14 protein-coding genes are annotated in these 12668 nt (G+C 73.9%); 10 read left to right on the top strand and 4 right to left on the bottom strand.

Going from position 1 to position 12668, the window contains the following annotated elements; genetic code table 11:
• The first annotated feature begins 143 nt into the window (after positions 1-143).
• A complete protein-coding gene (locus ACFYQQ_RS10790; protein ID WP_028801953.1) occupies positions 144-338 on the top strand; it encodes a hypothetical protein in 195 nt (64 codons plus the stop codon).
• A 67-nt stretch (positions 339-405) separates the two neighbouring features.
• Here the strand turns inward: ACFYQQ_RS10790 and ACFYQQ_RS10785 are convergent, their stop codons facing one another.
• Positions 406-615, bottom strand: a complete 210-nt coding sequence (locus ACFYQQ_RS10785) for a DUF397 domain-containing protein (protein WP_355793638.1) — start codon at positions 613-615, stop codon at positions 406-408.
• Positions 612-1490 (bottom strand): helix-turn-helix transcriptional regulator, encoded by an 879-nt coding sequence (locus tag ACFYQQ_RS10780; protein WP_355793639.1) that lies wholly within the window; start codon positions 1488-1490, stop codon positions 612-614. The genes ACFYQQ_RS10785 and ACFYQQ_RS10780 overlap by 4 nt, the downstream gene beginning before the upstream one ends.
• A 359-nt stretch (positions 1491-1849) precedes the next feature.
• Between ACFYQQ_RS10780 and ACFYQQ_RS10775 the strand changes: the two genes are divergently transcribed.
• From ACFYQQ_RS10775 to ACFYQQ_RS10740, 8 genes are all read left to right on the top strand, one after another.
• The gene (locus ACFYQQ_RS10775; RefSeq protein ID WP_388904216.1) at positions 1850-2722 is read left to right on the top strand and encodes a helix-turn-helix domain-containing protein; all 873 of its coding nucleotides are present in this window, start codon (positions 1850-1852) and stop codon (positions 2720-2722) included.
• A gap of 52 nt (positions 2723-2774) precedes the next feature.
• Positions 2775-3683, top strand: coding sequence for an N-acetyl-1-D-myo-inositol-2-amino-2-deoxy-alpha-D-glucopyranoside deacetylase (mshB, locus tag ACFYQQ_RS10770; protein WP_355784558.1), 909 nt, complete (start codon positions 2775-2777; stop codon positions 3681-3683).
• Positions 3680-4099: a DUF6113 family protein gene (locus ACFYQQ_RS10765; RefSeq protein WP_355784561.1), complete on the top strand. Its 420-nt coding sequence runs from the start codon at positions 3680-3682 to the stop codon at positions 4097-4099. Before mshB ends, ACFYQQ_RS10765 begins: the two co-directional genes overlap by 4 nt.
• A 159-nt stretch (positions 4100-4258) precedes the next feature.
• Entirely contained in the window at positions 4259-6406 is a 2148-nt protein-coding gene (locus tag ACFYQQ_RS10760; protein ID WP_355784564.1) for a hypothetical protein, read from the top strand.
• Positions 6407-6583: 177 nt separating this feature from the next.
• Complete coding sequence (locus tag ACFYQQ_RS10755) at positions 6584-7597, top strand: ABC transporter ATP-binding protein (protein WP_355784567.1); 1014 nt, start codon at positions 6584-6586, stop codon at positions 7595-7597.
• Positions 7594-8334 (top strand): ABC transporter permease, encoded by a 741-nt coding sequence (locus ACFYQQ_RS10750; RefSeq protein WP_355784570.1) that lies wholly within the window; start codon positions 7594-7596, stop codon positions 8332-8334. The genes ACFYQQ_RS10755 and ACFYQQ_RS10750 overlap by 4 nt, the downstream gene beginning before the upstream one ends.
• The gene (locus ACFYQQ_RS10745) at positions 8331-9527 is read left to right on the top strand and encodes a histidine kinase (protein ID WP_355784573.1); all 1197 of its coding nucleotides are present in this window, start codon (positions 8331-8333) and stop codon (positions 9525-9527) included. Before ACFYQQ_RS10750 ends, ACFYQQ_RS10745 begins: the two co-directional genes overlap by 4 nt.
• Entirely contained in the window at positions 9524-10138 is a 615-nt protein-coding gene (locus tag ACFYQQ_RS10740) for a response regulator transcription factor (protein WP_355784576.1), read from the top strand. Before ACFYQQ_RS10745 ends, ACFYQQ_RS10740 begins: the two co-directional genes overlap by 4 nt.
• Positions 10139-10218: 80 nt before the next feature.
• Here the strand turns inward: ACFYQQ_RS10740 and ACFYQQ_RS10735 are convergent, their stop codons facing one another.
• Together ACFYQQ_RS10735 and ACFYQQ_RS10730 are read right to left on the bottom strand one after the other, a co-directional pair.
• Complete coding sequence (locus tag ACFYQQ_RS10735; RefSeq protein WP_355784579.1) at positions 10219-11070, bottom strand: transglutaminase-like domain-containing protein; 852 nt, start codon at positions 11068-11070, stop codon at positions 10219-10221.
• Between the two features lie 17 nt (positions 11071-11087).
• Positions 11088-12128, bottom strand: coding sequence for a GNAT family N-acetyltransferase (locus ACFYQQ_RS10730; RefSeq protein WP_356171827.1), 1041 nt, complete (start codon positions 12126-12128; stop codon positions 11088-11090).
• Positions 12129-12268: 140 nt separating this feature from the next.
• Here ACFYQQ_RS10730 and fdxA point away from each other — a divergent pair, with 140 nt between their 5' ends.
• A complete protein-coding gene (gene fdxA / locus ACFYQQ_RS10725) occupies positions 12269-12589 on the top strand; it encodes a ferredoxin (protein WP_019058397.1) in 321 nt (106 codons plus the stop codon).
• Positions 12590-12668: the final 79 nt, after the last annotated feature.

Here is a 12668-nt window from a genome sequence, read left to right as displayed (position 1 = left end):
TGCGGCCGTGCGCCGATCGATGCGCGCGTACGGATAGTTATGATCACTAGCGCTGCGTGGGTATGAACCCGCTGGCTGCTGTAAGGGTTTTCCGACCCCGTTCGACCCCCCCTAGTCCCTGGGATCTTTGGAGGTGAGCCGCCGTGGCACTCTCGATTTCGGCGGTGGTGCTGCTGGCGATCATCGTCTTCATCCTGGTCAAGAAGTCAGGACTGAAGGCCGCCCACGCCATCGTGTGTGTCCTGCTCGGCTTCTATCTCGCCTCGTCGACGGTGGCACCCACGATCAACGAGCTGACGACGAACATCGCGGGCATGATCGGCAGTATCAAGTTCTGACCGCGTGACACCCGTGCCGTGGGCTCCGCGACCCGTCGCGGGAGCCCACCGCCGCCCGTCCGCCCGCTCAGCCCTCGGACGCGTACGCCACGAAGCGGGCCCACGCCCGCGAGGTGAGCGCGAGCCGGGGGCCGGCGATGTCCTTGGAGTCGCGGACGTGGACGGTGCCGGGGGTGGTGGCGACCTCGACACAGGACTCGCCGTCCGTGCCGCCGCTGTAGCTGCTCTTGAACCACGCCAGTTCGAGGGAGTTCCCGGTGGAAGCCGTGCGGATCATGTTTCTCCCAGCAGTTGCTCGATGAAGATCAACGACTCCCGTGGCGGGAGGGCCTGAGCCCGGATCGTGCCATACCGGAGCTCAAGGATCCGAAGCGATTTCGGGTCCGTGACCGGCCGGCCGTTGAAGGCGCCGTCCGAACGCCCCGCCGCAGTGCCGTCGGGGAACTTCAACAGCTCGATCCTGCCGTCCAGCCCGGGATGAGGCTCGCAGTCCGTCGGCATCACCTGAAGGCGGACGTGATGCAACCGACCCACGTCCAGCAGGTGTTCGAGTTGCTGTCGCCAGCTTATTGTGCCCCCGACCCGCCTGCGCAGCGGTGCCTCCTCCAGCACGAAGTGCAGACACGGAGCCGGGTCCCGGTCGAAGACCGACCGCCGGGCCAGCCGCGCGGCCACCATCCGCTCCACGTCGTCCGGCGTGTACGGCGGCTGGGCCGCCCTGATCAGTGAGCGCGCGTGCGCGGCGGTCTGCAGGAGACCCGGCACGATGTTGCCCTCGTACACCCCGATCTCGACCGCCCGTGCCTCCAGTTGGGCCAGCTCCCGGACCTTCTTCGGGTAGCGGACCTTGGCGACGTCCTCCTTCATCGCGGACAGCAGCCCGCCCGCGCGCAGCACCTCGTCCGCCGTGTCCAGGTACTCGGGCCGGGGGATCCGCTTGCCGCCCTCGATCTTGTAGACCATGTCCTCGCCGTATCCCACGGCTTCACCGAAGTCGGCGGCGCGCATCCCCACCGCCTCCCGGCGCAGCTTGAGCTGCCGCCCGACCGTCGCGACGACCGCCACACCCCACTCGTCGTCCGGGTCGACCTCCCAACCCGGCTCGTCCGCCTCGCCCTTGAGCCGGGCCGCCGCGCCGTCCACCCTTGCCATCCCGCACCCCTCCGTCGTACGACCCTGCCGCGACGCCCCTACCCGTGCGGCCGGTTGCGGCAGTCCGGACACGGGCGGACAGCCGCCGGTCCACCGGAACCCGCTTCTCCGTGCTCCGGTGCGAGGGGCGGTCATCCCCAAGGACCACGAGGGTGAAAGCACCGCACCAAGCCCTACCCCGCCCTTCCGCGCCGCAGCGGTCCCTCACTCGCGCGGGTGAACATCATCAACTCGGCTGGCTTCCGGCCCGGTTGGCTGCCCTACGCTCGGCGCGACACAACTCCAGACATGCGACGGCCCTCGCCGGGACTGGCATCCCAGTGCGAGGGCCTGACCACCGAGGAAGTAGGAGCTTCCCGATGGATACGCAGAACCCTAGCGCGCCCCCGCGCCCCCAGCCCGGGAACGCGGGCAGAAACCGCACGCACGGGCACACCCGCTCCGGCGGCCTCGCCCACGACAACGCCCGCCACGCCACCCGCTTCACGGTGATCGGCAACCACCTCGCCCAGCACCCGGAGCTCTCGGCCCTGGCGATCGGCCTGGGCGTGCACATCCAGTCCCTGCCCGCGGGCGCCCGCGTCGACATCAAGACCCTCGCCGCCCGCTTCCCCGAGGGCGCCACCCGGATCGCCGCCGCCCTGCGCGAGCTGGAGGCCCACGGCTACCTGCGCCGCACCCGCGAGCGCGTCCCCGGCGGCCGCATCGTCACCCGCACGGTCTCGTGCAACCAGCCGGGACACCGCGGCCGGGCGGCCGACGACCACCGCCCGGCGGCCCCGCGCCCACCCGAGCGGCGCGAGCCCCGCAAACCCCTCCCGGCCGTCCCGCACCCGGCGCACCCCGCCCCCGCCCTCCTCGCGGCCGCCACGGACCTCCTCGCGGACCTCCGCCGCCACGACCCGGGCCTGCTCCTGTCCGCCCACGACACCGCCCACCTCGCGCCCGGCGTCGCCGCCTGGCTGGAGCGGGACGTCGGCCCCGGCGCCGTACGCCGGGCGCTGACCACCGACCTGCCACCCGGCGGACCGCGTCGCCCCGCGGCCCTGCTCGCGCACCGGCTCAGCGCCCAACTGCCGCCCCCGCCCCCGCTCGGCCCGCCCGTCCGGCGCCTGCCCGTCGTGCGGCACCCCCTGCGGAACTGCGACGACTGCGACCGGGCCTTCCGCGCCCCGGAACCGGGCCGCTGCCGGGACTGCCGGCGAGAGGCCCCGCCCGGCGGCGAGGAGTGACGGCGGGCCCGCGGCGCGACCCCGGCGGCGGACGCCTCGTAGGGTGGAGCCCATGACGGAACTGCCCGACCGGCGTCTGCTCCTGGTGCACGCGCACCCGGACGACGAGTCGATCAACAACGGCGCGACCATGGCGCGGTACGCGGCCGAGGGCGCCCTGGTGACGCTGGTGACCTGCACCCTCGGTGAGCGGGGCGAGGTCATCCCGCCGCGGCTCGCGCACCTGACCGGTGCCGCCCTCGGCGAACACCGCCTGGGAGAGCTGCGTACGGCGATGGCCGCGCTCGGCGTCGCGGACTTCCGGCGGCTCGGCGGCGACGGCCGCTACCGGGACTCCGGGATGATGGGCGGCCCCGAGAACGACGAGCCGGACTGCTTCTGGCGGGCCGACGTCGACGAGGCCGCCGCCCGCCTGGTCGAGGTGATCCGCGAGGTCCGCCCGCAGGTGCTCGTCACCTACGACCCCGACGGCGGCTACGGGCACCCCGACCACATCCAGACCCACCGGGTCGCCACCCGCGCCGCCGAACTGGCCGGGCGGGCCGCCTTCCGCCCCGACCTCGGCGAGCCCTGGCACATCGCCAAGGTGTACTGGAACCGCGTACCGCGCTCGGTGGCCGAGGAAGCCTTCGCCCGCCTGCGGGCCGCCCTGCCGGACCTGCCGTACGCGAAGGCGGCCGACACCGGCGACGTACCGGGCGTGGTCGACGACGCGATGGTCACCACGGTGATCGACGGCACCGCGTTCGCCGCCGCCAAGGCCGCCGCGATGCGGGCGCACGCCACCCAGATCGAGGTCACCGAGCCCTGGTTCGTCCTGTCGAACGAGCTGGCTCAGCCCCTCTTCACCACCGAGTACTACGAGTTGGTGCGCGGGGAACCCGGCGGGACGCCGGAGACCGACCTGTTCGCGGGCCTCGCGGACACCCGGACCGGGCAGCGGGAGACGGAGAACCGATGAGTACGACGGGCAGGCAGGGCAGCGCGCTGGCCCAGCCGTTGCAGCGGCCTTCGGGCGGGCGCATGGCGGCGGGCCTCGGGCTCCTCGTGCTGGGCGCCGTGGTCGGGGCGGCCGGTTCGCTGCTGCAAGCGGCCTGGTTCCCCGGTGGCTTGCTGCTGTCCCTGGCGGGCGCGGCGGGACTCTTCCTGGGCGGTTCGCGTGCTTTGGGCACCCGTGCCGGGGCCGTCGCTCCGGCCGTCGGCTGGACGGTCGCCGTCGTGCTGCTCACCGCCAGCCGTCCCGAAGGGGACTTCCTCTTCGGCGCGGGGATCGGCTCCTACCTGTTCCTGCTCGGCGGGATGGCGGTCGCTGTGATGTGCGCCACCCTCGGTCTCGGGCGGCAACCGGACGGTCCCGCCGTCCGACTTGGGAAATGACGTACCACTTCGCCGTATCGGACAGGTGCGGGTCCCGTGGGGGTTTCCCCGGCGGGCGCCGTCCGGGCGGTGAGACGGCCAGTATGGTGGTGCGCGCCGCCGAGCTGCCCGAGATGAGGTCGAGTAAACGGGCGGCGGAGCCAACCGGGAGAACCTGCCTTGAGTCGTGAAACTGACAGTTCGTCCTCCGGGCCCAACGGGCGCGGCGGAGCCGCGTACCCGTCGGGGACGCCGCCGTACGGGACCCCCACGGCCTCCGAAGACGGCGCCGCCGCGGGCCGTTCGGCCGCGCAGCCGGAGGAACGCAAGACCGAGACCACACTGACGACCCGGATCCGGATCAACATCCCCGGATCGCGGCCCATCCCGCCGGTCGTGGTGCGTACGCCGATGGCCGACGCCGACACCTCCGCCGAGAGTGCCGAGGGCGCGGACACCGACCCCGAGACGACGGGTTCCGTCCGCGTGCCCGCGATCGCCTCGGGTCCGACCGCGCCCGCCGCGGAGGGCCCCGGTGAGCCCCCGTCGGCCGAGGAGAAGACGAGCGACTGGTTCGCGCCACGCAAGTCCGGCCCTCCCAAGGGCGGATCGGGCGGCGGCCCGGCCAACGGAGCGGGTCTGCCCGCCGGTTCGGCCCCCGCCGGTGCCGGCGCACCCGCGGTCCCGGCGCCGTCCCCCGGCATGTCCTCGGGTCCGCAGGGCCCGGGCGCGCGTCCCGGCGGACCCGGCACTCCCCCCGGAGCGGGCGGCCCCGGACCGATGGGCGGCCAGGCCCGCCCCGGTGGCACGAACGGCGCGGGGCTGCCGGGTGCCACCGGCGCCGGTCCCGTGGCTCCCGGCCACGGCGGCGGCACCGGCTCCTTCGACGTCTCCGCGGCCCTCACCGGCCCCCCGTCCGGCGGCGAGTCCCGCCGCGACGACCTGCCCTACTTCGCGGAGAACGGCCAGGGCGCCCCGGACGGACGGCGCGGACCCGCCGGCCCGACCGGCGGCCCGGTCACCGGTGACGGCCCGATGGTGCCGCCCGCCGGCCCCGGCGCGGGCCCCTTCGGCTCCGGCGGTCCGGGTGTCCCCGGCGCGGGCCCCGGTGGTCCCGGCGCGGGTCCCGGCGGCGGTCTGAGCGACGACACGGCGATCCTCACCCCGCAGCGGCCCGCCCCCGAACCGGGCGGCCACGGCTACGGGCCCAACGACAACGTCTCCGGGCACACCGTCACCAGCGGCATCCCCGTCGTCCCCGGTGGCCAGAACTCGCCGTTCGGACCGGGCGGGCACCCCGACGGGCCGCTGCCGCACACGCCCCCGAAGCTGCCCGAGCCCGCCCCGAAACCGGCCGCCTCCGCCAAGCCCGCCAAGAAGAAGGGGCGCAGCAAGCTGGTGCTCCTCGCCGTCGGCGTGGTCTTCCTCGGCGGCGCGGCGTACGGCGCCGGGCTGCTGATGAACCACTCGGACGTGCCCAAGGGCACCACCGTGCTCGGCGTCGACATCGGCGGCGGCACCCGCGACGAGGCCGTCAAGAAGCTCGACGACGCCTTCGGGGACCGTACGAACAAGCCGCTGCGGCTGTCGGTCGACGGCGACACGGTGGCGCTCAGGCCGGACCAGTCGGGCCTCCAGCTCGACGCCAAGGCCACGGCGAGCGCCGCCGCGCGCAGCGACTACAACCCGATGTCCGTGATCGGATCCCTGTTCGGCGGGCAGCGCGTGGTGGAACCCGTGATGCCCGTGGACGAGGAGAAGCTCCGGGCGGCGCTGGAACGGGCCGCGGGCGGCTCCGGCTCGGCCGGCGACGGCACGATCAAGTTCCAGCCCGGCAAGGCCGTCGCCGTGTACGGCAAGGCGGGCAAGGGCATCGACGTCGGGGCGTCGGCCGAGGCCGTCCGGGAGGCGTACCGCAGCCAGGTGGAGTCCGGCACGAGCACCCCGGTGAAGGTGCCGACCACCATCAAGCAGCCGACGGTCTCGGACGCCGAGGTCAACCGGATGATGAAGAAGTTCGCGGAGCCGGCGATGTCCGGGATCGTCACGGTGCGGACGGACGCGGCCCACACGGTCTCGTTCAGCCCGCAGAACTCCCTGTGGCGTTTCCTGCGGGTGAAGGCCCAGGACGGCAAGCTCGTCGACTTCTACGACCGGGCGGAGCTCACCAAGCTCTACGGCAACACCTTCGACGGCGTGCTCGTCACGCGGGGCACCGGCAAGAAGACCGCGGTCACCGTCGAGGACGTGATCGGCGCGCTGCGTCCGGCGCTGATGTCCAAGAACGCGGCGGACCGGATCGCGGTGATCGACACGAACCCGAGCTGACCTCGGGAGCGTACGGCGCGGTTCCGCGCCGGTGACAGGGGTGTCCGGCCGACGGCCGGGCACCCCTTTCGTGTTGCCGTCCGGCCGCCGTCGCCGCGCCGGACATGACATCCGTCATGCGCGACCGAGGACACCTCGCACTGCCGGGGCGGCGGGCGCGGCGGCCACGATGGCCCCATGACGACGACTGCGACGGCCACCTCCCCGGTGGTCGCCTTCGACCAGGTGAGCAAGAGCTACGGGGGAGTGCGGGCCGTGGACGGCCTGACGCTCGCCCTGCACCCCGGTGAGACGGTGGCGCTGCTGGGCCCGAACGGGGCGGGCAAGTCCACGACCCTGGACCTGCTGCTCGGCCTCCGGCACGCCGACAGCGGCACGGTCCGGCTCTTCGGGACCGGCCCGCGCGAGGCCGTCGTCGCGGGCAGGGCGGGCGCCATGCTGCAGAGCGGCGGGCTGATGGACGAGGTGACGGTCGGTGAACTGGTCCGCCTCGCCTGCGCGCTGCACCCGAAGCCGTACCGGCCCGGCGACGTCATGGCCCGCGCGGGCGTCGACCGGATCGCGGACCGCCGGGTGAACAAGCTCTCCGGCGGCCAGCAGCAGCGGGTCCGCTTCGCCCTCGCCACCGCCGGGGCGAGCGACCTGATCGTGCTGGACGAGCCGACGACCGGCATGGACGTCACCGCCCGCCGCGCCTTCTGGGCCACCATGCGCGAGCAGGCCGACCAGGGCCGCACCGTCCTGTTCGCCACCCACTACCTGGAGGAGGCCGACGCGATCGCGGACCGGGTGCTCGTGCTGCACCGGGGCCGCCTGCTCGCCGACGGCACCGCCGCCGAGATCAAGGCACGGGCGGGCGCCCGCCGGATCTCCTTCGACCTGCGGGAGCCGGTGGACGAGGCCGCGCTGCGGACGCTGCCCTTCCTGACGTCCCTCGACGTCTCGGGCCACACCGTGCGCATCCGGTCCACCGACGCGGACGCGACCGTGCACGCCCTGTACGGGCTCGGGCTGTACCCGCGCGGCCTGGAGGTGACCGGACTCGGCCTGGAGCAGGCGTTCGTCGCCATCACCGCGGCCGAGGAGGCGGCCCGGGAAGCCGAGGGGACCGAACGCACGGTCCCCGCCGCCGAGCACGACGCCGACCCGGCCACCGCGGCCACCGCCACCGAAGGAGCGATGGAGAAGTGAACAGCCTCATCAAGCTGGAGATCGTCCGCGCCCTGCGCAACCGCAAGTTCCTCTTCTTCTCGGTGATCTACCCCTCGGGCCTGTTCCTGCTCATCGCGGGCGGCCAGGACGCCACCACCGTGGTCGAGGGCACCGGACTCACCCTGCCCACCTTCTTCATGGTGTCCATGGCCTCCTTCGGCGCCCTGACCGCCGTCCTGATGGGCAACAGCGAACGCATAGCCAAGGAGCGGGAGAGCGGCTGGGTACGGCAGTTGCGGCTCACCGCGCTGCCGGGCCGCGGCTACGTGCTGGCGAAGACCGCCGGTGCCGCCGTCGTCGCGCTGCCGTCCATCGTGATCGTGTTCGTCGTGGCGGCCGCCGTGAAGGACGTCCGCCTGGACCCCTGGCAGTGGCTCGCGCTCACCGCCGCGATCTGGGCCGGCAGCCTCGTCTTCGCCGCGCTCGGGGTGGCCATCGGCTATCTGGCGAGCGGTGACGCGGTCCGTCCGATCACGATGATCGTCTACTTCGGGCTCTCGGTGCTCGGCGGCCTGTGGATGCCGGCCACCACCTTCCCGGGCTGGCTCCAGGACATCGCCGACTGGCTGCCCACGCACGCGTACGCTGCCCTCGGTCAGGCCATCGAACTGGGCGAGGCACCGGCCGCCGCGGACGTCGCCGTCCTGGCCGTCTCCTTCGTCCTGTTCGCGGGCGCGGCGGCATGGCTGTACCGGAAGGACACCCTGAAGGCGTGAGCGGCGTCGGCATCGGGCAACGCCCCGACAACCGCAGGCAGAAGCTGGTCAAGTCCGTGTGGACGGGCATCTGGCTCGTCTACCTGAGCGCACCCGTCGGCGACCTGCTGCACGGCGGCCACAGCACCGGCGTCACCGTGCTCGGCTGGCTCGGCCTGGTGGTCTTCGTGGCCTGGTACTGGGCCCTGGTCTTCCGCACCGGCCGGGGCGAGGGCGAGCGCCTGGTCCTCGGCTCCCTGGCGGTGCTGGCGGCGGAGTCCTCCGTCCTCGCCCTCACCCTGGGCCGGGAGTGGCTGGTCCTGTTCGTGTACGTCTCGATCGCGTCCGGCGCCGCCCTGCCGCTGCGCACGGCACGCCTGACCGTCCCGGCCGTGTCCGCGCTGATGGCGGTGCTCGCCCTCGTCGTCCCCGGCGGCAGGGCGTACCTGGCGGGCCTGCTCATCCCGGCGTTCCTCGGCGGGTTCGCCATGACGGGGGTGCGTGAACTCCTGCGCACCACCATCGCGTTGCGCGAGGCCCGGGCCACCGTCGCCCAGCTCGCCGCGAACGAGGAGCGGCTGCGGCTCGCCCGCGACCTGCACGACCTGCTCGGCCACTCGCTCTCCCTGATCACGCTGAAGAGCGAGCTGGCCGGCCGGATGCTGCCCGGCCAGCCGGAGAAGGCGGCCCAGCAGGTCGCCGACATCGAGAGCGTCAGCCGCCAGGCCCTCGTCGACGTCCGCGAGGCGGTCACCGGCTACCGGAGGCCCCGGCTCTCCGGCGAACTGGCCGGGGCGCGGGTCGCGTTGACCGCCGCCGGGATCGTCGCCGACCTGCCGGCCGAACCCGGCCCCGGCGAGGTGGCCGAGGAGAGCGAGTCGGCACTCGCCTGGACGCTGCGCGAGGCGGTCACCAACGTCGTACGGCACAGCGGGGCGCGGCGCTGCTCGGTGACCCTGGCCCGCCGCGAGACCCTGACGGGCCCGATCCTCGAACTGACCGTGGAGGACGACGGTTCGGGCGGTTCGGGCAAGGGCCACGGGAACGGCCTGTCCGGGCTGGCGGAACGGCTGGAGAAGGCGGGCGGCACACTGGAGGCCGGCCGCGCACGGCACGGGTTCCGGCTGGTCGCCAGGGTGCCCGCGACCGCCCCGGCGGGACCGGCCGGCCACTCCCGGACGGCGGCGGACGACGCCGTAGGATCCGGGACATGAGCCGTACGATCAAGGTCCTGCTCGCCGAGGACCAGTCGATGGTCCGCGAGGCCCTGGCCGCCCTCCTCGGCCTCGAACCGGACATCGAGGTCGTCGCCCAGGTGGCGCGCGGGGACGAGGTGCTCGCCGCGGCCCGGGCGCACGACGTGGACGTGGCTCTCCTCGACATCGAGATGCCGGGCCTCACCGGCATCGAGGCCGCGGCCCGGCTGCACGCGGAGTTCCCGGACCTCAGGCTGGTCGTCCTCACCACCTTCGGCCGGCCCGGCTATCTGCGCAGCGCCATGGAGGCCGGCGCCGACGCCTTCCTGGTGAAGGACGCCCCGGCCGCCCAACTCGCCGAGGCGGTACGGAAGGTGCTCGCCGGGGAGCGCGTCATCGACCCCACGCTGGCGGCCGCCGCGCTCGCCGAGGGCGCCAATCCGCTGACCGCCCGCGAACGCGAGGTGCTGCGGGCGGCGGCCGACGGTTCCACCAACGCCGAACTCGCCGCGGCCCTGCACCTGTCCCAGGGCACGGTCCGCAACTACCTCTCCACGGCGATACAGAAGCTCGCGGTCCGCAACCGTGCTGAGGCCGTCAGGACGGCACGGGAGAAGGGCTGGCTGTAGACCCCCTCGGGGAGCTGCCCCCGTGGACGGTGCCGGTGCTGCGCCCGCCCTCGCAGCCCTGGCGGGCCGCGAGCCTCACGTCAGTTGAGCATCGACCGTGCGGCGTGCGCCTGTCGCCGTACCCGGTCGGCGGCCGGCTCGTCCACCGCGGCCACCACCTCGGCGTACGCGTCCAGTTCGGCGGCGCCCGTCAGGAAGTCCCCGCGCTGCACCAGCAGTTGAGCCCGCTCGTAGCGCAGCCGCGCCGGGTGCGAGGGCAGCAGCAGGGACAGTTCGACGGCCCACAGGGCGACGTCGGAGCGTTCGGGACGGGTGGCCGCCCAGGCGCGGACGTTGTTGAGGATGCGCAGCACGACGTCGAGCGGGTCGGCGGGCGCGAGCATCGATGGGTCCAGCGGCGCGCCGGTCGCCCCCGCGACGAGCAGCTCGGCGTCGGGCCCGGTCAGCACCCGGCCCCCGTCGAAGGGGTCGGCCAGCACCTGGTCCCCTGGCGGCCCGAAGCCCACCACGAAGTGCCCGGGCAGCGCGACCCCGTACACCGGTGCCCCCGCCCGCCGGGCGACCTCCATCCACACCACGGACAGCAGGATGGGCAGCCCGCGCCGGCGCCGCAGCACCTCGTGCAGCAGCGACGACTCCAGCCGCTGGTAGTCGCCGGGCGTGCCGTGGAAACCGCAGCGGGCGCCCAGGAGTTCGGCGAGCGCGGCCGCCCAGGACCGGGGGCCGCCCGGCCGGAACGGGAGCTGCCCCGCCAGCCGGTCCAGCTCGATCTCCGCCGCGTCCATGCCGGCCTCGTTCAGCGTCCCGTCCGCGGCGGCGCCCACGAGCAGACAGAGCAGGGCCAGGTCGGGCCGCTCGGAGCGGGCCTCGTCGGCGAACCGGCGCCGCACCTCGGCGGCTCGCTCCGGCTCCGGGGGGTGAGGGGGACGCATGGCAGCCTCCGGGCCTCTCACGCGGGCCGGTGACGGCCGTCGTGCGGCGCGGGCCGTTCCTCCGGCGCCTCCGGTGCCCGGTGGTGGTGGTAGGCGTGGTGCGCGGCGAAGCCCATCCCGGTGTAGAGCGTGCGCGCCCCCGCGTTGGCGGCCTCCACCTGGAGCCACGCCGCCGAGGCGCCCTCGTCCAGGGCGCGCCGGGCGAGCGCCGCCATCACGGCCGTGCCCAGCCCCCGCCGCCGGTACGCGGGGTCGACCTCGACGGCCGCGAAACCGGCCCAGCGCCCGTCCACCACGCACCGCCCGATGGCCGCCGGCGGCTCGCCCGGCTCCCCGGGCACCGTCGCGAACCACACGGACGGGCCACCGCTCAGCACGCGCAGCGCCACGTCGCTCAGCCCCTTGCGCCGGTAGCGGCTCAGCCACGCCTCGTCCGCATCCCGGGACAGCAGCACCCCGGGAGCCTCGCGGTCCCCGATCGGCGCGAGCGCCCCGGTCCACACCTCGGCCGTCACCTCACGCGACCAGCCGCGCGCCTCCAGCTCGGCGCACAGCAGTTCCTGGGTGCCCTCGGCCCCGGTCGCCGTCTGCACGTACGCGGGCAGCCCGCGGACGGCGTACCAGTCGCGGACGGCGGCGAGCGCCTCGTCCAGCGGCCGGCCCGGATCACCGAGCGTCAGGACGGAGTTGGCGCGCCGGGTGAACCCGGCGGCGGCGCGCAGCTCCCACTCGCCGAGCGGCTCGCGCTCGACCGGCTGCCAGGCCCTGGCGGCGATCCGCGCCAGTTCCCCGTACGAGGCCGCGGGGCCCCGCCGCCGCGCCGGAGCGGACGGCACGACCTTGCCCGCTACCAGCGAGGATTCCGGAATGCGGACGCTTTCGCCGGTGCGTCGTGTGATCAGCAGCACACCGTCGTCCCATGATGTGAGAACACCGACCGTGTCGGTGAACTTCTCTTCCGTGTCTCCGTCCTCGTTCAAGCGTCGCACGGAGACGCGTTTGCCCACGTCAGCAGCGGTGATGCGGACCTCAAGGCGGCCGGCCGCGGAGATTTCCACAGGTCAGTTCACCCCTCCTGTTCGGATCATGCCCAGGAACGGAGATACTAGGGGCGGGCATCGACGACGCCGCGCTCCCGCGCGCCAGGCGGCGGAGCCTGAGGAGGCCCGCCAGCGCCCTATCGAGGAGGAACGACAGCGTGACCTACGTCATCGCGCAGCCTTGTGTCGACGTCAAGGACAAGGCGTGCATCGAGGAGTGCCCGGTCGACTGCATCTACGAGGGCTCCCGGTCCTTGTACATCCACCCGGACGAATGCGTCGACTGCGGAGCCTGTGAGCCGGTGTGCCCGGTCGAGGCGATCTTCTACGAAGACGACACTCCGGAAGAGTGGAAGGACTACTACAAGGCGAACGTCGAGTTCTTCGACGAGCTCGGCTCGCCCGGTGGTGCCAGCAAGCTGGGACTGATCGAGCGCGACCACCCCTTCGTCGCAGCGCTTCCGCCGCAGAACCAGTAAGCGGCCCGGATCGCGCCGCCCCGGTCCCGTACGGCCTCGCTGCCGTGCGGGACCGAGGTGTTTGGCGCGCGGTCCGTCC

The organism is Streptomyces sp. NPDC005496 (assembly GCF_042872045.1).
Classification (GTDB): Bacteria; Actinomycetota; Actinomycetes; order Streptomycetales; family Streptomycetaceae; genus Streptomyces.
Note: the sequence above shows the minus strand (reverse complement) of the source record. Positions and strands in the feature narration are given on the sequence as shown.

Excerpts from the sequence above, each read along its gene's own strand:
- mshB (WP_355784558.1), top strand. The coding sequence starts at position 2,775 with ATGACGGAACTGCCCGACCGGCGTCTGCTCCTGGTGCACGCGCACCCG.
- ACFYQQ_RS10735 (WP_355784579.1), bottom strand. The coding sequence starts at position 11,070 with ATGCGTCCCCCTCACCCCCCGGAGCCGGAGCGAGCCGCCGAGGTGCGG.
- ACFYQQ_RS10775 (WP_388904216.1), top strand. The coding sequence starts at position 1,850 with ATGGATACGCAGAACCCTAGCGCGCCCCCGCGCCCCCAGCCCGGGAAC.
- ACFYQQ_RS10740 (WP_355784576.1), top strand. The coding sequence starts at position 9,524 with ATGAGCCGTACGATCAAGGTCCTGCTCGCCGAGGACCAGTCGATGGTC.
- ACFYQQ_RS10780 (WP_355793639.1), bottom strand. The coding sequence starts at position 1,490 with ATGGCAAGGGTGGACGGCGCGGCGGCCCGGCTCAAGGGCGAGGCGGAC.
- ACFYQQ_RS10755 (WP_355784567.1), top strand. The coding sequence starts at position 6,584 with ATGACGACGACTGCGACGGCCACCTCCCCGGTGGTCGCCTTCGACCAG.
- ACFYQQ_RS10785 (WP_355793638.1), bottom strand. The coding sequence starts at position 615 with ATGATCCGCACGGCTTCCACCGGGAACTCCCTCGAACTGGCGTGGTTC.
- ACFYQQ_RS10765 (WP_355784561.1), top strand. The coding sequence starts at position 3,680 with ATGAGTACGACGGGCAGGCAGGGCAGCGCGCTGGCCCAGCCGTTGCAG.